15 protein-coding genes are annotated in these 16,464 nt (G+C 76.1%); 6 read left to right on the top strand and 9 right to left on the bottom strand.

Annotated elements, in window-relative coordinates; translation table 11 throughout:
• Positions 1-3: 3 nt before the first annotated feature.
• Both ABT238_RS21650 and ABT238_RS21645 read right to left on the bottom strand, forming a co-directional pair.
• A complete protein-coding gene (locus tag ABT238_RS21650) occupies positions 4-1,224 on the bottom strand; it encodes an alpha/beta hydrolase (RefSeq protein WP_350776075.1) in 1,221 nt (406 codons plus the stop codon).
• A 109-nt stretch (positions 1,225-1,333) separates the two neighbouring features.
• On the bottom strand, positions 1,334-2,014 hold the full coding sequence (locus ABT238_RS21645) for a TetR/AcrR family transcriptional regulator (RefSeq protein WP_350568154.1): 681 nt from the start codon (positions 2,012-2,014) through the stop codon (positions 1,334-1,336).
• 94 nt (positions 2,015-2,108) lie between these two features.
• Here ABT238_RS21645 and ABT238_RS21640 point away from each other — a divergent pair, with 94 nt between their 5' ends.
• Together ABT238_RS21640 and ABT238_RS21635 are read left to right on the top strand one after the other, a co-directional pair.
• Entirely contained in the window at positions 2,109-3,122 is a 1,014-nt protein-coding gene (locus ABT238_RS21640) for a zinc-binding dehydrogenase (RefSeq protein ID WP_350568152.1), read from the top strand.
• Positions 3,123-3,177: 55 nt separating this feature from the next.
• Positions 3,178-3,501, top strand: coding sequence for a hypothetical protein (locus tag ABT238_RS21635; protein ID WP_350776050.1), 324 nt, complete (start codon positions 3,178-3,180; stop codon positions 3,499-3,501).
• On the opposite strand, the gene ABT238_RS21630 is transcribed toward ABT238_RS21635, so the two are convergent.
• Positions 3,498-3,974: a (2Fe-2S)-binding protein gene (locus tag ABT238_RS21630; RefSeq protein ID WP_350568147.1), complete on the bottom strand. Its 477-nt coding sequence runs from the start codon at positions 3,972-3,974 to the stop codon at positions 3,498-3,500. The two genes, ABT238_RS21635 and ABT238_RS21630, sit on opposite strands and share 4 nt — an antisense overlap.
• 95 nt (positions 3,975-4,069) lie before the next feature.
• Positions 4,070-6,448 carry a xanthine dehydrogenase family protein molybdopterin-binding subunit gene (locus tag ABT238_RS21625; RefSeq protein ID WP_350776028.1) on the bottom strand — a complete coding sequence of 793 codons (2,379 nt, stop codon included), beginning with the start codon at positions 6,446-6,448 and terminating at the stop codon, positions 4,070-4,072.
• 523 nt (positions 6,449-6,971) lie between these two features.
• On the opposite strand from ABT238_RS21625, the gene ABT238_RS21620 reads away from it, so the two are divergent.
• Positions 6,972-8,597 (top strand): alpha/beta hydrolase, encoded by a 1,626-nt coding sequence (locus tag ABT238_RS21620; protein WP_350568144.1) that lies wholly within the window; start codon positions 6,972-6,974, stop codon positions 8,595-8,597.
• An 84-nt stretch (positions 8,598-8,681) separates the two neighbouring features.
• Here ABT238_RS21620 and ABT238_RS21615 read toward each other — a convergent pair whose 3' ends face one another.
• The 4 genes from ABT238_RS21615 to ABT238_RS21600 all read right to left on the bottom strand — a co-directional run bounded on the left by ABT238_RS21615 (position 8,682) and on the right by ABT238_RS21600 (position 12,714).
• Positions 8,682-9,938 carry an NAD(P)/FAD-dependent oxidoreductase gene (locus ABT238_RS21615; protein ID WP_350568142.1) on the bottom strand — a complete coding sequence of 419 codons (1,257 nt, stop codon included), beginning with the start codon at positions 9,936-9,938 and terminating at the stop codon, positions 8,682-8,684.
• Between the two features lie 175 nt (positions 9,939-10,113).
• Positions 10,114-10,545 carry a nuclear transport factor 2 family protein gene (locus ABT238_RS21610; RefSeq protein ID WP_502891456.1) on the bottom strand — a complete coding sequence of 144 codons (432 nt, stop codon included), beginning with the start codon at positions 10,543-10,545 and terminating at the stop codon, positions 10,114-10,116.
• Positions 10,546-10,550: 5 nt separating this feature from the next.
• Positions 10,551-11,354, bottom strand: a complete 804-nt coding sequence (locus ABT238_RS21605) for an MBL fold metallo-hydrolase (protein ID WP_350568140.1) — start codon at positions 11,352-11,354, stop codon at positions 10,551-10,553.
• A gap of 109 nt (positions 11,355-11,463) precedes the next feature.
• Complete coding sequence (locus tag ABT238_RS21600) at positions 11,464-12,714, bottom strand: MFS transporter (protein ID WP_350568137.1); 1,251 nt, start codon at positions 12,712-12,714, stop codon at positions 11,464-11,466.
• A gap of 101 nt (positions 12,715-12,815) precedes the next feature.
• Here ABT238_RS21600 and ABT238_RS21595 point away from each other — a divergent pair, with 101 nt between their 5' ends.
• A complete protein-coding gene (locus ABT238_RS21595) occupies positions 12,816-13,913 on the top strand; it encodes a DUF5937 family protein (protein ID WP_350568134.1) in 1,098 nt (365 codons plus the stop codon).
• Between the two features lie 50 nt (positions 13,914-13,963).
• Positions 13,964-14,830 (top strand): PhzF family phenazine biosynthesis protein, encoded by an 867-nt coding sequence (locus tag ABT238_RS21590; RefSeq protein WP_350568132.1) that lies wholly within the window; start codon positions 13,964-13,966, stop codon positions 14,828-14,830.
• A gap of 21 nt (positions 14,831-14,851) precedes the next feature.
• Here ABT238_RS21590 and ABT238_RS21585 read toward each other — a convergent pair whose 3' ends face one another.
• The gene (locus tag ABT238_RS21585; protein ID WP_350775937.1) at positions 14,852-15,175 is read right to left on the bottom strand and encodes a DUF4262 domain-containing protein; all 324 of its coding nucleotides are present in this window, start codon (positions 15,173-15,175) and stop codon (positions 14,852-14,854) included.
• On the opposite strand from ABT238_RS21585, the gene ABT238_RS21580 reads away from it, so the two are divergent.
• Positions 15,140-16,393: a phosphotransferase gene (locus tag ABT238_RS21580; RefSeq protein WP_350775924.1), complete on the top strand. Its 1,254-nt coding sequence runs from the start codon at positions 15,140-15,142 to the stop codon at positions 16,391-16,393. The genes ABT238_RS21585 and ABT238_RS21580 overlap by 36 nt on opposite strands.
• Positions 16,394-16,464: the final 71 nt, after the last annotated feature.

The following is a 16,464-nucleotide window of genomic DNA, read 5'->3' as shown; positions in this document are numbered from 1 at the left end:
AGCTCAGCCGCGGCTCCAGACGAAGGAGATCTCCGGGTAGCGCGGGGAGGGCGCGTCCAGCAGCGGGGACGGGCGCCCGTGCAGAAAGCGGTCGAAGTGCGCGAGCACGTAGGCGCGGGCCAGTTCGACGGCGCGCGCCGGGGCGATGGTGCCCGTCAGCCGCAGGGCGGTCTCCGGTGAGGTGTTCTCGGCGAGGTGCCCGGGGCCGACGGCGTACGGCAGGTCGGTGACGCTCAGATGGCCCGAGTCGTGCTGCAGCAGCTGGCGTCCCCAGCCGCGCTGGTGCTCGCGCCAGCGCTGCCAGGTCTCGTGGTCCTCCAGCGTGGTGAACAGCAGGAACGGCCGGTCCACGCCCTCGTCCGCGACCGGCGAGCCGAAGAAGCCGCCGTCCAGGTTGAGCCCCGCGGCGAACCGCCGGTCCTGGCGGATCGCCTCGGCGGCGGCCGCGCCGCCCATCGAGTGTCCGAACACGCCGATCCGCCGCGGGTCGGCGCAGGGCAGCCCCGCGTGCCGGCGCAGCGCCCGGCCGGTGGTCAACTCCGTGGCCACGAAGCGGAGATCGGCAGCCCGGGCGGCGATCTCCTTGCGCTCGGTGGCGTCCCAGTCGGCCGGCTCGTCCTCCAGGACGCTGCGCACCAGCCGGCCGTCCGGAAACTCCACGGCGGTGGCGTCGTAGGTGTGGTCGAGCGCCGCGACCAGATAGCCGCGTGCCGCCAACTCCTCGGCCAGCGCGGTGCAGTTGCTGCGCCCGCCCTTGCGGCCGTGGCCGAGCAGCAGCAGCGGCAGCGCGCCCGGGAGCGCCGGGGCGCCGAGCCGTGCCGTCGGGCGCAGCCGGGCGATGGTGCCCGGGTCGAGGAAGGTGCCCTGGTCCAGCGCGGCCGCCACGCGCGCCGTGGTGTACGGCGCGCGGGGGCGCCCGGCGGCGGCGCGGGCGGGGTACCAGAGCTGCACCATCAGTTCGCGCGGAGCGGGGGTGGGGGCGAACGGGTCCTGCCGGTGCTCGTCGACCAGGTGCAGGGAGACCGTGCCGACCGTCCGCCGCACGGTCGGCGCCGGCAGGTCGATCGGCGCGGCGGACGACGGCGCGGTGGCGGGCGGTGCGGCGACCGGCGTGACGGTCGGCGCGGGGGCGGGTGCGGCGTACGCCGGGGTGCCTGGCAGTGCGAGCGCCGCCCCGCCCAGCCCCGCGAACGTCAGCAGTGAACGGCGCCCGATCATGGTCATCCACCCTCCGGAACAACGGCTCTGACGCTTCCTCACCCTAGATCGAGCGGGTCGCCCGGGGACAGGGGGTGTCCGCACAGTGGTACGGGGGTGGTGCGGGGGCGCGCGGTCAGGCGCTGGTGAGGGCGACGCGGATCCAGCGCTGGGCCTCGGTGGTGGCGCGGTCGAGGGCGAGGGCGCCCGGGGCGGCGGCGGCCTGGACGATCAGGCCCTTGAGCAGGCCGACCACCGCCGTCGCGGCGGCGTCCGGGTCGACCTCCGGCCGGACCTCGCCGTCGGCCGCTCCCTGGCGGATCACCTCGGCCACCCAGTCGCGCATCCGGGCGTCCAGCCGGGCGACGGCGTCGGTGAGTTCCGAGGAGCCGGCGAGGGCCTCGGCGCCCAGCACGACGAAGGCCCGGCCGAGGTCGGTCGGGTTCCGCACCCCGTCCAGGCAGGCGGCCCGGGCGAAGGCGCACAACTCCTCGACGGCGCCCGCGCCACTGCGCTCCGGCGCGGCGGCGGCCATCGCCTCGGCGAGCGCCTCCTCCTGGAGCCGGGCCAGCAGGGCGCCCTTGGAACCGAAGTAGTGCGAGGCCAGGCCGCGGCTGAAGCCGGCCTCCTCGCCCACCCGGGCGAGGGTCACCCCGGCGCTCCCGTGCTCGGCGATCAGGCGCGCGGCGGCGGCGAGCAGCGCGCGCTCGGCCCGCGCGCGCCGTTCGGCCTGGGTGCGGCGTGGCGGCTCCGGGTGCTCCGCCGGTGCGGGGGAGGGGCCTGCCGGGGAATCTGGCGGGGAAACGTGCGTGGGCATACCACCATGCTAGGGTGGAACTTGCTTGTTGAACAACAAGTAAGTTCGGATGGTGCGGCCGCCGACCGCGCCACCCCTGTGGAAGGGAACCGGGATGACCGCCACGATGCTCGCCGGCCGGCTCGACGTCGCCAAGGGCGCTTTCGCCGTCGAGGAGGTGCCGGTGCCCACGCCGGGGCCGGGACAGGTCCTCATCAAGGTCGGCGCCGCCGGCGTCTGCCTCTCGGACGTCCACCTGATCGAGGGCATGCTCAAGCCGCTGCACCTGCGGGGCGACAAGGTCACCCTCGGCCACGAGGTCGCGGGCACCGTGCACGGCCTGGGCGAGGGCGTCGGCACCGCGGCGGTCGGCGACCGCGTGCTGCTGCAGGCTGGCGAGAGCCGCGACGGCGTCGTCCTCACCCGGGGCGTCGACTACGACGGCGGCTGGGCCGAGTACGCGCTGGCCACCGCCGAGACCCTGGTGCCGATCCCCGACGAGCTGCCCTTCGAGCAGGCCTGTTTCATCCCGGACGCGGTCTCCACCCCCTGGGCCGCCATCACCGGCACCGGTGCCGTCCGCCCGGCCGAGGCCGTCGGCGTCTGGGGCGTGGGCGGTCTGGGCGCGCACGGCGTGCAGCTGCTGCGCACCGTCGGCGCCCACCCGATCGTCGCGGTCGACCCGCTGCCCGCCGCCCGCGAGCGGGCCCTCGCCTTCGGCGCCGACGCCGCGCTCGACCCGGGTGACCCGGAGTTCGCCGCGAAGCTGCGCGCCGCGACCCGCGGCCGTCCGCTGGCCGCCGCGTTCGACTTCGCCGGGGTCGCCCCGGTCCGCGAGCAGGCGATGGCCGCGCTCGGCGAGCACGGCCGTCTGGTCCTGGTCGGCCTGACCAACCAGCCGCTGACCATCACCAACGGCACCCTGGTCAGCTACCTGCGCCAGCAGATCCGCGGCCACTACGGCTCGGAGGGCCAGGACGTCGTCGACCTGGTCGACCTGGTCCGCGGCGGCCGCCTGGAGTTCTCCCGCTCGGTGAGCGGCAGCTTCCCGCTGGCCCGGGCCGCCGAGGCGGTCGAGGCCCTGGAGCAGAAGAAGGGCGATCCGATCCGGCTGGTCCTCAAGCCCTGACGCCCGGTGGCGTAACCTGCCGGTGGTGCACGGCGGACGAAGGGGAGGGCGTCGCATGCTCGGCTGGTGGTTCCTGGTCAAGGCCCCGGCGACGGGGGAGGGTGAGGGCGAGGTCCTCGCCCAGTGGGAGACCGGCCTCGGTGGCCTCGACTGGATCGCCGCCCTGGTCGGGGCCGGCCGGGCCGAGCAGTCGCGGTTCGACGGCTACCCCCTGCGCTACACCGCCCGGGCCGGCGACGTCCTGCCGCTGCTCGCCGACGGCTCGGTGTTCGACACCGGGCCCGGCGCGGAGTACCGGCGGCGCGAGCAGTTCCCCGAGCGGATCGCCGTCTGCCCGCCGGACGCCCTGCTGACCGTCGACGCCTGGGACCAGTCCTAACCGCCGGCGCCGCCCGCGGCGGTTCGGGCGGCGGCGCGCTTGACGGCCTCGCGGATCCGGGGGTAGCTGCCGCACCGGCAGATGTTCTGGATCTGGTCGATGTCGGCGTCGGTGGGCGCCGGGGTGCGGCGCAGCAGGGCGACGGCCGTCATGATCTGGCCGGGCTGGCAGAAGCCGCACTGGGCGACGTCGCACTCCAGCCAGGCCTCCTGGACGGGGTGCAGGGTGTCGCCGTCGGCGAGGCCCTCGATGGTGGTGACCCGGCGGTCCGCGCAGGCCTTGACCGGCACGATGCAGGGCTGCACCTCCTCGCCGTCCAGGTGGCTGGTGCAGGCGCGGCAGACGCCGACGCCGCAGCCGTACTTGGGGCCGGTGACGCCGAGCTTGTCGCGCAGTACCCAGAGCAGCGGCATGTCGTCCGGTGCCTCGACGGTGACCGGCCGGCCGTTGAGGACGAAGGTGTGGCTGGGCATGGGAGGGGCGTGTCCTCGGTGTCGTCGGGGAGCGGTCGTCGGGGAGCGGTCGTCGGGTGGGGTCGGGAGGCCACCGGGGCGGAAGCCGAGCGGGGTCAGAAGTTGAGCGGGAAGGAGCGCGGACTGGTGCCGGTCGCCCGGGCGTAGGCGTTGGCCACCGCGGCGGAGGCCGCCGGCACGCCCAGTTCGCCCGCGCCGCCGGGCGGTCCGCTCGGCGGCAGCAGGTGGATCTCGACCACCGGCGGGCTGTGCTTCTGCCGCGCGTAGTGGAAGTCGCCGTAGCTGCCCTCGCGGACGGCGCCGCGGTCGATGTGGTTGCCGGCCTGCAGGATCACCGAGATGCCGTCGATCAGCGCGCCGGTCAGCTGGGCCTCCAGGCCGGTCGGGTTGATCACCGTGCCGAGGTCGGCGGCGATCACCGCCTTGGTCACCCGGGGCTGGGTGGGCTCGGAGGCGTCGAGTTCGACCAGGTAGGCGGCCCGGCCGCCGTTCTCCTCGTGGTAGCCGATGCCCTGGGCCTGGCCGGGCGGCATGGCGCGGCCCCAGCGGCCGGCCCGGGCGACGGTGTCGAGCACGGCCTGCCCGGCCGTCTCGCGCAGCCGGGCGCGGCGGAAGGCCACCGGGTCCTGGCCGAGGCGGCGGGCCAGTTCGTCCATCATGATCTCGTCGGCCACCCGTACGGTGCCGGAGTAGACGGAGCGCCAGCTGCCGGTCGGGATCTTCAGCGGCACCTCGGCGAGCACCTGGGTGGGGATGCCGACGGCGTACGGGTTGCTCTGGCTGAGCAGGAAGAACACCTGGGCGAGCGAGAGCCCGGCGAGCTCCAGCCGGAAGCCGGCGGCGGTGAGCGCCTCGCCGAGGCCGTGGCCGAAGTCGGTCGTCACGGTGGCGACGCGGTGCTCGTAGCCGAGCACCTGGCCGAGCCCGTAGGTGGCGCGGACCCGGTGGTGGGTGGCGGGGCGCATCCGGCCGTGGCGCATGTCGTCGTTGCGGGTCCACATCAGCTTGACCGGCCGGCCGGCCGCCCGGGAGATCAGCGCGGCCTCCAGCGCCGCGTCGTAGAACAGCCGGCGGCCGAACGACCCGCCGCCGCGCACCACGTGGACGGTGACCGCGTCCTGCGGCAGGCCGAGTTCGGCGGCGATGGTCTGCTGGGCGACGATCGGGGTCTGCGCGGCGAACCAGAGCTCGGCCCGGTTCGGGCGGACGTCGGCGATCGCCGTCAGCACCTCCATCGGCGCGTGGTTGACGAAGGCGAAGTCGAACTCGCCGTCCACGTACTGGGTGAGCAGCGGGGGCACCAGGAACGGCGCGTGCGCGGAGCGCAGCCGCTGCCGGATGTCGGCGTCGGAGAGCGCGGCGACCGGGCCGGGGTGCCAGCTGGTGCGCAGGGCGTCGCGGGCCCTGAGCGCCTGGTCGAACGTTTCGGCGAGGACGGCGACGCCGCTCGGGACGGTCACCACACCGAGCACGCCGGGCATGGTGCGGGCGGCGGAGGCGTCCAGGGAGGCCAGGGTGCCGTTGATGGTGGTGGGGCGGGCGACGACGGTCGGCACCGCGCCGGGCACCGCGAGGTCGCCGGCGTACTTGGCACGGCCGGTGACGAAGTCCCGGGCGTCGATCCGGCCGGTGGGCCGGCCGATCACGCGGCGCTGCCCGGCCGGCTTGGGGGTGGCCGGCACGGCGGGCACCGCGATCGCGGCGGCCGCGGCGGCGAGTTCGCCGTAGCCGGTCCGGCGGCCGTCGGGGGCGAGGACGGCGCAGTCGGCGGTGCGCAGGGTGGCGGCCGGCAGCGACCAGCGCTGGGCGGCCGCGGTGACCAGCCGGGCCCGGGCCGCGGCGGCGACGGCGCGCACCGGGTCGTAGAGGGTGCGGACCGAGTTGGAGGCGCCGGTGAGCTGGTTGAACAGCAGGTCGGGGCGGCTGTCGGAGAGCGGGACGTCGACGTCGGCCAGCCGGGCGTCGAGCTCCTCGGCGACCATCATCGCCACGGTGGTGGTGAGGCCCTGGCCGACCTCCAGACGGGGCAGGTGGAGGACGGCGCGGCCGGCGGCGGTGATCTCCAGGACGAGCAGGTGCGCGGTGGGCAGGCCGGCGATCTGCAGCGCCTGGCCGAGGTCGACGATGTCGGGGATGCCGGGCAGGCCGAGCAGCGGCGAGGTGGCGCTCCGGCTCCCGCCCGCCTGCGCCCCGGTGGCCGCGGCCTCGGCGGCCCGGGCGGCGGCGGGCGCGGCGGCGTCGAGACCGGCCCGGGCGGCGACGGTGAGGGTCGGTGCGGCGAGCAGGTAGGTCAGGAAGCGGCGGCGCGCCGTGGCCTCGGGCCGCTGCTCGGGGGCGGGGCCCGTGCCGCCCGGGGGTGCGGTGGAGGTGCTGATGGGAGAGCCCTTCTCGCCGGGTGACGGCTCCCGCCGGGTGGGAGCCGCGGCGGTCCCGCCCGGTGCCGGACGGCGCTCGCGGGGCGTGCACGTAGTCATCGTGTCCACGATCGCGAACGAGGACGCGGATGAGCATAGGAGGGCCCTACTGACGGGTCAACACGGCTTTCCGGAGCGCTCTCGGACAGCCGACCGGATGGCGGACGGGACGGGCACGGAGCGCGCGGGGAGGGCCTGGCGCGGCGTCAGGTACCGCCGTCCGGGTGACGCGGCCCCCCGGGGGGCGCGCGCCGGGCGGAGGGGGCGGGCGGTGGCACGGCCCGGCGCCGGGCGGGGTGCCGTGCGCCGGGTGCCGGTCACCACCGGGGATCCCGCCGAAGCCTGCTGACGCGGCGTCGGCCGGGCGGGCCGGCGGGTCACGGGCCGCCGGGGGCGGTGCCAGACCATACGGTGAATGATGATCTTCAGCCACCGACCGCACTGTTTCCCGTCAATCCAGTCCGGAAAGCGGGGATTGACGCCCCTTCGGCTCCTCCTCGCAAGAATCTCCTGTCGCACACGTCTTCCCCTGTTGATCGCGGCCTGCCAGGCTGACCGGGTTTGCAGAACCGGAGGAGGTTTCGTGTCTCGTATCACCAGCGCGGCACTGGCGGTCACCAGTGCCCTCGCCCTCGTCGCCGGCTCGGCCGCCGCGGCCGTCGCCGCACCGGCCCCCGGCCCGGCCGCCGAGGCCAGGGTGGCTCCGGTCGACTGGAAGCCGTGCAACCCCGATCCGACCCAGCCGGACCCGAAGATCTACGACTGCGCCGTCTACCAGGTGCCGCTCGACTACGACCACCCCAACGGCGAGACCACCGGCATCGCGATGATGCGCCGCCGCGCGAGCGACCCGGCCAAGCGGATCGGCTCGCTCTTCCTCAACCCCGGCGGCCCGGGCGGCAGTGGCTACCTCTGGGCCACCACCACCCGCTTCGGCAAGGACGTCCAGGACCGCTTCGACCTGGTCGGCTTCGACCCGCGCGGCGTGGCCCGCAGCAACCCGCTCAAGTGCTTCACCACCGACGAGGAGGCCGCCGGCGTCAACGACCGGATGGTCGGCGTCCCGGTGACCAGGGCCGAGATAGCCCGGACCATCGACGCCACCGAGGACTACACCGACGCCTGCTCGCGCAACGCCGGCCCGCTCATCGAGTACATGTCGACCATCAACGTGGTCCGCGACCTCGACCGGATGCGCCGCGCCGTCGGCGACGACAAGCTCACCTTCGCCGGCTTCTCCTACGGCACCCTCATCGGCGCCACCTACGCCGGCATGTACCCGAACAAGGTCCGCGCGCTGATCGTCGACGGCAACGTCGACCCCAACCTGCGGATGCACAACGGCGTCGAGTACGACCGCCAGCGCGCCACCGGCTTCGAGGTCGCCCTCGCCGAGTACCTCAAGCGCTGCCAGGCCGCCGGCGCCCCGCGCTGCGCCTTCGGCGACGGCGACACCCGCACCAAGTTCGACACCGTCCGCGACCACCTGCGCACCAACCCGGTCACCCTGCCGGACGGCACCGAGGTCACCCTCTCCAGCTTCACCAGCCAGGTCGCCAACGCGCTGTACGCGCAGAGCCGGCAGGCGCCGCTCGCCAAGTCCCTCCAGGCGCTGTACTCGGTGATCCAGGCGCCGGCCGCCGCGGCCCAGGGCATCGCCCCCGTCGCGCCGGTCGACCCGGCCGCCGTCGAGGACGCCAAGGTGCTCGCCCAGACCCTGCCGAACGCCCTGCGCGAGGCGCTGCCGGAGACCCCGTACTCCTCCGACGACTCCTACTACGGCGTCAACTGCCAGGACAAGCCGTACCCGTCCAACCCGTGGACCTTCACCGGCCTGGCCAAGGCCTGGGAGAAGGAGTCGCCGACCTTCGGCCGCTACCAGGCCTTCGACGGCCCGACCTGCTCCACCTGGCCGGCCCCGGCCCGTGACGCCGAGCGCTTCACCGGCCCGTGGAACAAGAAGACCGCCACCCCGGTGATGGTCATCGGCAACCTCTATGACCCGGCCACCAACTACACCTTCTCCCAGCGCATGCAGCGCCAGCTGGGCAACGCGGTGCTGGTCTCGGTCGACGTGGTCGAGCACTGCGCCGTCGGCCGCAGCAAGGAGCTGGGCAAGCTGGTCACCGACTACCTGGTGAACCAGAAGGCCCCCGCCCCCGGCCAGCTGCTCAAGCCGGACGCCGAGGCCTTCCCGCCCGTCGCCTGACCCGCCCCGACCAACGCGCAACCGAACGGCCCGCTCCCGGGAACAGCCTTCCGCGAGCGGGCCGTCCGGCTCTCCCGGCCCCGGTCAGAGGTCGGTGAGGGGGACGTCCGGGTCGGCGAGGGCTTTGGGGTCGACGGTGCGGCCGGAGCGGACGAGGGTGCGGATCGGGTCGGTGACGTCCCAGACGTTGACGTTCATGCCGGCCAGGACGCGGTTCTCGGAGAGCCAGAAGGCGATGAACTCGCGGGTGGCCGGGTCGCCGCGGAACACCACCCGGTCGTAGCCGCCGGGCTCGACCCAGCCGACGTACTCCATGCCCAGGTCGTACTGGTCGGTGAAGAAGTAGGGGACGCGATCGTAGACGGCGTCCTCGCCGAGCATCGCGCGGGCGGCGGTCTGGGGCTGGTTGACGGCGTTCGCCCAGTGCTCGACGCGCAGGTGGCGGCCGAACAGGGGGTGGTAGGCGTTGGCGACGTCGCCGGCCGCGTGGATGTCCGGGTCCGAGGTGCGCAGGTGCTCGTCGGTCTTGATGCCGTTGTCGACCTCCAGGCCGGCCGCCTCGGCGAGCGAGGTGTCGGGGGCGATGCCGATGCCGACGACCACGGCGTCCGCCGCCACCGCCGTCCCGTCGGCCAGCCGGACGCCGGTCACCCGGCCGTTCTCGCCGGTCAGTTCGGTGACCTGGACGCCGAACCGCAGGTCCACCCCGTGGTCGCGGTGCAGGTCGGCGAAGACCTGCGCCACCTCGCGGCCCAGCACCCGCAGCAGCGGCAGTTCGGCCGCCTCCAGCACCGTCACCTCGGCGCCCGCCGCCCGCGCCGCGGCCGCGGTCTCCAGCCCGATCCAGCCCGCGCCGATCACCACCACCCGGGCGCCCGCGCGGAACGCCTTGCGGATCCGCTCGCTGTCCTCCACCCGCCGCAGGTAGTGCACGCCCTCCTGCCCGGCGCCGGGGACCGGCAGCCGGCGCGGCACCGAGCCGGTGGTCAGCAGCAGCTTCGCGTACTCCACCCGGCCGTCGTCGGCCAGCGTCACCGTGTGCGCCGCCGGGTCGACGGCGACCACCGCCGTGCCCAGCCGCAGGGTCACGTCGTGGTCGGCGTACCACTGCGGCGGGTGGACGTAGATCTTCTCCCGGGCGGTCTTGCCGAGCAGGTAGCCCTTGGAGAGCGGCGGACGCTCGTACGGGCGCTCGTGCTCGGCGCCGATCAGCACGATGCCGCCGGTGTAGCCGGCCTCGCGCAGCGCCTGCGCGGCCTTCGCGCCCCCGAGCGAGGCGCCGACGATCACGAAGGGGCGCTCCCGCCCGCCGCCCGCGGTGCCTGTGCTGTCCGTGCTCATGGTGAACTCCTCGTTCTCCGGCGGAAATCACGGACAGCCTGCCGCCGGGCGCGGGGGCTGTCGAGAGCGCGTCCGGCGCGCCGCCGCGGCTCCCCCGAACGGGTGACACGAGCGGGACAGGGGGGAGCGGGACAGGGGGACCGGGACGGCCGAGCGGCACGGGGGCGGGGAGCGGTCAGGGCGTCATCGCCTCCCGGACCAGCGCGGTGTCGGTGAACTGCTCGAACCGCACGATCCGCCCGCCGCGCACCGTGAAGTGGTGCACCATCCGCACGGACAGCGGCCGCCGGGTGGCCTTGTGCACCGCCGTGTACCGGCCCAGCACCACCACGTCCTCGCCGGCCACCACGTACCGGTCGTCGTGCGCGGCCCAGTCCTCCCAGTCGGCGGACAGCCGCTCCATCACCCCGCCGGTGACGCCCTTGGGCGTGCGGTAGGTGCCGGCCAGCGGGAAGCCCGCCATCTCCGTCCACTCCACGTCGTCGGCGAGGGTCGCCCGCAGCGCCCCCAGGTCGCCGCGCGCCGAGGCCAGGTACTGGCGGCGCACCACGTCGGCCGGGGCGTCGGACTCCGCGAACGCGGCCTGGGACCGCGGGATCTCGATCACCGTGCTCAGCCCCAGCTCAGCTCGCCCTTGGCGACCTTGGTGCCGAGGTCGACCGCCAGCGTCATGCCCAGCCCGGGGAAGCGGTGCTCCAGGGCCGCGCGGGCCGCCGCCGCGTCCGGCGCCCGGCCGACCTCCGTCTCGAAGGCCCGCAGGTAGTCCCGGGTGTGGTCGATCGAGGAGGTGTCGGTCGGCGCGTCCGCCGTCCGGTGCCCGGCGACCACGAAGGCCGGCTCCAGCGCCGCCATGCCGTCCAGAAGGTCGATCCAGGCCGCCCGCTCCTCCGGCGTCGGCGTGTCCGCCGTCCACACGTGCAGCCCCTGGAACAGCAGGACGCCGCCGAGCACCGTGCGGTGGTGGTGCTGCCACAGGTAGTGCCGGTCCGGCAGGTGGAAGTCCGCCCCGCGCAGCTCGAAGCGGTGCCCCTCGAAGACCAGCTCGTCGCCGCGCAGCACCTCCGGGCGCACCAGCCGGGTCGGCAGCTCGGGCCCCAGGTGCGCCCAGGCCCGCAGCTTGGCCTCGTAGGTCTCCTGGATGTGCTCGACGGTCGACGCGGTGGCCAGGAACCGGGCCTGCGGGAAGACGTCCTGCACCTCCTGGGCGCCGAAGTAGAAGTCCGGGTCGCCGTGGCTGACGAACACCGTGGTCAGCCGCTTGCCACTGGCCTTCACCCGCTCCGCCAGCCGACGCCCGTCGGACCGGGTGAACCCGGCGTCCACCAGCAGCGCGTCCTGCGGCCCGGTGACCAGCACGGATGTCTTGTTGAGCGAGCTGTCCGGGCTGTCGATGACCTCGAAGTCGAGGGCGCTCATGCTGTGTCCTTCCTCGGGGCCGGGACCGGCGCGCGCGGGTGCGGGTGCCTCGCCGCCCAGCATCGGCGACCGGGCGGGCGCTCGCACCCCGGGAACGGGACGAGCCTGGTCAGCGGCCCGGACGGAGGCGGGCGACGGCGGCCGCGGCGAGCAGGGTGGTGGCGGCGAGGACGGGCCACAGCGCGTGCGGGCCGACGGCCAGCAGGGCGGTCAGGGCGGCCGGTGCCGCGGCCCGGCCGACGCCCGACGAGAGCTCCCAGCGGGCCAGCGCCCGGCCGAGCAGGTGCGGCGGGGCGCTCGCCGCGACCAGCGCGGTGCCCGAGCCGGTGTAGAGGATCTCGCCGAGCGTGAAGAGGACCGACACCGCCGCCACCCCGGCCGCCCCGGCCGTGCCACCGAGCGCCCCGGCTCCCCAGAAGCCCAGGTAGGAGAGGGCGAGCGCGGCGCCGCCGGCGGCCAGCACCAGGTGCCGGGCCCGGCCGGCGAGGCGGACCACCACGGCCAGCTGGAGGGTGATCACCAGCACCGTGTTGCCCACGAACACCCCCGAGGACCACGCCGCCGAGGCGTGCAGGTGCAGCACCAGCAGGGCGGGCAGGGCCACCTCCAGGACGTCGAAGGCGAAGGCGAACGGCAGGTTGGCCACGCTGAGCAGGGTGATCCGGCGCAGCGCCGGGCCGTCGGCGCGCTCGGTCCCGGCGGGGGCCGGCGGCGCCTGGGGAGCGGTCACCCGCAACGAGTGCACCAGCGCAGCCGCGAGCAGGCAGGCCGCCCCGGTCACCCCGGCGAGCAGCCGCAGCGCGCCCGTGCCGCCCGCCACCGCGAGGGTGGCCAGCAGCGCGCCAGCGCCCAGCCCGGCGTTGCGCAGCGTCCGCCCGGCCGCCAGCGCGGCGTCCCGGGTACGGCCCTCGGTGAGCGTCGAGACCACGGCGGCGTGGGTGGCGGGCCAGGACTGGCCGCCCACGCCGAGCAGCACGGCCGCCGCCGCGAACCCGGCCATCCCGTCGGCCAGCAGCAGCACCACCGACCCGGCCGCCCGGACCAGCAGGGTCGCCGCCGCCGGCAGGCTGCGCGCGCCCCGGTCGATCCAGCGGCCGGTCAGCGGGATGACCAGCAGCCCGGCGACCATGCCGGCGGACATCGCCAGGCCCGCCGCGCCCGCGTCCAGGGCGAGCACGCCGACGCCGTAGAGCAGCAGGAACGGCCGCAGCAGGCCGGTGCCGAGGGCGTCCACCACCAGCGCGGCCGCGTAGCGCGGGCCGCCGGCGGCGGTGAGCAGGCCGAGCAGGGCGGCCGGCCCGCCGCGCGAATCGGGGGGAGGCGTGGGGTGGTGCCGCTTCGGGTCCTCGATCAGGGTCATGAGCGGTACCGTCCGCCCGCTCCCGGCCCGCGGGCACGCCGATTGACGAGTCCCGTCAATCAGCGCCGGGCGGCATCGGCGCAGGTGACAGGATCGGATCCGTGAGCCTGACCATCGACATCACCGGCCTGCCCGACGAGCGCCTGCTGTTCACCCCCTCACCGCTGGCCGAGCTCAGCGCGATGCTGCACGTGCTCGCCGAACCGGCGCACCACCCCGACCTGCACGGCTGGGCGGCGAGCACCACGGCCGCCGTGCCGCCCGCGCTCGCCGAGCGGCTCGCCGAGGCCGACTTCGTCTGGCGCTCCTCGCGCGCCGACTTCCTCGTCCCCGGCCTGCCCGGCGCCACCCTCGCCGAGGAGCTGGACGCCGTCGACCGGATCGACGACGAGCAGTACGTCCGCGCCGCCCTGGTGATGACCTGCGGCGCCTCCCGGCTCGCGCACCGCTTCGCCTCGCCGCTCACCGACCCGCGGGCGCAGGAACGCGCCCGGGAACTCGCGCTCGCCCGGGGACCCCGGCAGGCCGAGTTCGCCGACCGGCTGCTCACCGACCCGCCCGCCGTGCGGGCACTGGTGCGGCGGATGCTGGAGGACTGCGCGGACGCGTTCTTCGCCGACGCCTGGCGCCGGGTGCTGCCCGAACTGGCCGCCGACGCCCGCCGCAAGACCGACCTGCTGGTGCGGCACGGCGCGGCCGAGGCGCTGGCCGCCGTCTCCTCCTCGGTGGCGCTGGAGGACGCCGGCGAGGGACGGCGCCGGATCGTCGTCGACAAGCTCCAGGACAACACCACCAGCGGGACCGCCGCCGGCGGCGTCACCTTCGTGCCGACCGCGTTCGGCCGCCCGCACCTGCTGGTGGTCTCCGCACCCGGCTGGCGCCCGGTGGTGCAGTACCCCGTCGCCGAGGAGGGCCTGCCCGAACCGGTCTCGCTCGCGCTGGTCCAGCGGCGGCTGGAGGCGCTCGCCCACCCCGTCCGTCTGCGGCTCGCCCGCACCATCGCGCGCGGGCCGCACACCACCGGCGAACTCGCCTCCGCCTGGCAGCTCAGCGCGCCGGAGGTGTCCCGGCACCTGGCGGTGCTGCGCAAGGCCGGGCTGCTGACCACCCATCGGCGCGGGCGCTACATGCTCTACCAGCTCGACCTGGCCGTCGGCGCCCGGCTCGGCACCGACCTGCTGGAGGCGGTGCTGCGGTGAACGGGAAGGTGACGGGGAACACGGGTGGGGCGGGCGGCGTTCGAGCCGTCATGACCAGTGACGACGCCGCTCCCGGCGCACCCGAGATCCTCCGCTACGCCGCCTTCGCCACCGACCCCGGCGGCGGGAACCCGGCGGGCGTGGTGCTCGACGCCGCCGGTCTCTCCGCCGAGCGGATGCTCGCCGTCGCCGCCGGGCTGGGCTACTCGGAGACGGCGTTCCTGACGCCCGGCCCCGACGGCGGCCACACCGTGCGCTACTTCAGCCCGCTGGCCGAGGTGCCGTTCTGCGGCCACGCCACCGTCGCCTCCGCCGTGGCCCTGGCCGAACGGGTCGGCCCCGGCCACTACCGCTTCGCCACCCAAGCGGGCGAGGTGCCGGTCGAGGTGGTGAAGGACGCGGACGGCGGCCTGCGCGCCACCCTCACCAGCGTGGAGCCGCACGTCGAGGCGGTGGACGCGGCGGACGTCGCCGAGGCGCTCGCACTGCTCGGCTGGGCGGCCGAGGACCTCGACCCGGCGCTGCCGCCCCGCTGCGCCTACGCGGGCGCCCGCCACCTGGTGCTGGCCGCCGCCACCCGAGAGCGGCTGGCCCGGCTCGCCTACGACTTCGACGGCCTCGCCGCCTTCATGACCGCCCGTGACCTGACCACCCTCCAGCTGGTCTGGCGCGCCGCCCCCGACGTCTTCCACGTCCGCGACCCCTTCCCGGTCGGCGGCGTCGTCGAGGACCCGGCCACCGGCGCGGCCGCCGCCGCCTTCGGCGCCTACCTGCGCGACCTCGACCCCGACGGCGCGCCGGCCACCGTCACCCTCCACCAGGGCGAGGACCTCGGCCGCCCCGCCCTCCTGCACGTCGACCTGCGCTCGGCGGCCCCGCGGGTCCGCGTCTCCGGCGCGGCGGTGGCCATCCCGTAGGGCGGCCGGGCCGGGGCGGTCTCAGGGCGTTGCCCCGGCCTCCGCCGCTTCATCCGTCCAGACGCCCGGCGGGTGGGCGTCCACCGGCAGCCGGAGGCGGGGCTGGGCCCGGCAGCCGGGGGAGGCGTCCGGGTCCCAGGGCCAGTGGTGCTCCCGGTGCGGCCAGACCAGTTGGCGCACCGGGACGGGGCCGCGGCGGTAGAAGCCGACGGCCGTGCCGAGCAGCGGCCGGTGGCAGCCGGGGTGGTACGGGCGGGTGCGGGCGGAAAATGGGTCGCGCGGACGGGGCGGGTGCGGGACCCTGCCCCGGTGAATCGAGCGAACGGTCGGACGGTCAGCGTCCATCTCACCCACGGCGGCGACTACCTGGGGCCGGTGGGCCCCTTCGAGGTGGGGGAGCCGTGGTGGTCGTCGGTCGGGCCGGTGGTCGGCCGGGTCTCGGCGGAGGCCGGGGTGCCGGTGGCGGTGGTCCGGCTCGTCGGGGTGACCGGCGGGGAGGGCGGCAGCGGCGGGCACACGGTGTACCACGTCGAGGCGTGGGAGCGGCCCGGCGGGTGGGCGGCGCGCCCGCTGGACGCCGTCACAGGGGCGCTGCTGGGACCGGCCGAACGGCGGGCGGGCTGGGCCACGCCGGAGGGGCTGCGGGCGGCGGTGCGGTGGGCGCGGGAGGCGCTGGCGGCGGCCGGACGGCCGGTCACCGGGCGGGCCGAGCAGGTGCGGACGTGGAACCTGTCCGGGCTGCTGCGGCTGCCGACGGCCGGCGGGCCGGTCTGGCTGAAGGTGATCAACCCGGCGTTCAACGCCCGGGAGGCGGAGGCCGTCGCGCTGTTCGGCGCGGCCGACCCGGCGCTGGTGCCGTCCGTGCTCGCCGCCGACCCGGAGCGGGGGCGGGTGCTGCTGGACGAGGTGCCCGGGGAGGACTGCTGGGGCCCCTCGGCGGCGGAGGTGGCGGACATCGTGCCGCGGCTGGTCGCCGCCCAGGCCGCGCTCGCGGCCGACGGCCGGGCCGCCGCGGCCGGGCTGCGCGACCGTACCCCGCGGGCGCTGGCCGCCGCCGTCCCGGCCCTGCTCGACCGGCTGGAGGGCGAGTCGGACCTGACGGCCGGGGAGCTCGCCGCCGCCCGGGCGCTGGCGGCCCGGCTGCCCGCGCTGGTCGAGGAGCTGGCCGCCTGCGGGCTGCCCGAGACCGCGGTGCACGGCGACTTCCACCCCGGCAACTGGCGCTCCGGCGACGGCGGTGGTGGCAGCGGCAGCGGCCTGGTGGCCATCGACTACGCGGACGCCTGCCTGGGCCACCCGGTCATGGACGGCCTGCGGCCGCGCGCCTTCGTCGACGAGGAGCGGTGGGCGCAGCTGGCCGGGGTGTGGGCGGACGCCTGGCGCGCGCGGGTGCCGGGAAGCGCTCCGGAGCGGGCACTGGAGCTGGCCGGGCCGCTCCACCACCTCGGGTACGCGCTGCGGTACCAGGAGTTCCTGGACCACATCGAGGACAGCGAGCGCCCGTACCACGAGGGCGATCCGGCGGGCGAGGTCCGGCGCGCGCTGGAGGCGGCGCGGGGGTAGCCGCTCCCGGCCGACGCCCCGGGCCGCGGGGACGGGGGGGGGACCCCGAGGGGGAGGAACGGGTGCCGGGG

The sequence above is a fragment of the Kitasatospora sp. NPDC001527 genome, from assembly GCF_040298605.1.
Classification (GTDB): domain Bacteria; phylum Actinomycetota; class Actinomycetes; order Streptomycetales; family Streptomycetaceae; genus Kitasatospora.
Note: the sequence above shows the minus strand (reverse complement) of the source record. Positions and strands in the feature narration are given on the sequence as shown.

What these genes read in the sequence shown, in the direction of transcription:
- ABT238_RS21605 (WP_350568140.1), bottom strand. Translation starts at nt 11,354, where the DNA reads ATGAGCGCCCTCGACTTCGAGGTCATCGACAGCCCGGACAGCTCGCTC.
- ABT238_RS21590 (WP_350568132.1), top strand. Translation starts at nt 13,964, where the DNA reads ATGACCAGTGACGACGCCGCTCCCGGCGCACCCGAGATCCTCCGCTAC.
- ABT238_RS21630 (WP_350568147.1), bottom strand. Translation starts at nt 3,974, where the DNA reads ATGCCCAGCCACACCTTCGTCCTCAACGGCCGGCCGGTCACCGTCGAG.
- ABT238_RS21585 (WP_350775937.1), bottom strand. Translation starts at nt 15,175, where the DNA reads ATGGACGCTGACCGTCCGACCGTTCGCTCGATTCACCGGGGCAGGGTC.
- ABT238_RS21635 (WP_350776050.1), top strand. Translation starts at nt 3,178, where the DNA reads ATGCTCGGCTGGTGGTTCCTGGTCAAGGCCCCGGCGACGGGGGAGGGT.
- ABT238_RS21645 (WP_350568154.1), bottom strand. Translation starts at nt 2,014, where the DNA reads ATGCCCACGCACGTTTCCCCGCCAGATTCCCCGGCAGGCCCCTCCCCC.
- ABT238_RS21650 (WP_350776075.1), bottom strand. Translation starts at nt 1,224, where the DNA reads ATGACCATGATCGGGCGCCGTTCACTGCTGACGTTCGCGGGGCTGGGC.
- ABT238_RS21625 (WP_350776028.1), bottom strand. Translation starts at nt 6,448, where the DNA reads ATGACTACGTGCACGCCCCGCGAGCGCCGTCCGGCACCGGGCGGGACC.
- ABT238_RS21615 (WP_350568142.1), bottom strand. Translation starts at nt 9,938, where the DNA reads ATGAGCACGGACAGCACAGGCACCGCGGGCGGCGGGCGGGAGCGCCCC.
- ABT238_RS21640 (WP_350568152.1), top strand. Translation starts at nt 2,109, where the DNA reads ATGACCGCCACGATGCTCGCCGGCCGGCTCGACGTCGCCAAGGGCGCT.
- ABT238_RS21600 (WP_350568137.1), bottom strand. Translation starts at nt 12,714, where the DNA reads ATGACCCTGATCGAGGACCCGAAGCGGCACCACCCCACGCCTCCCCCC.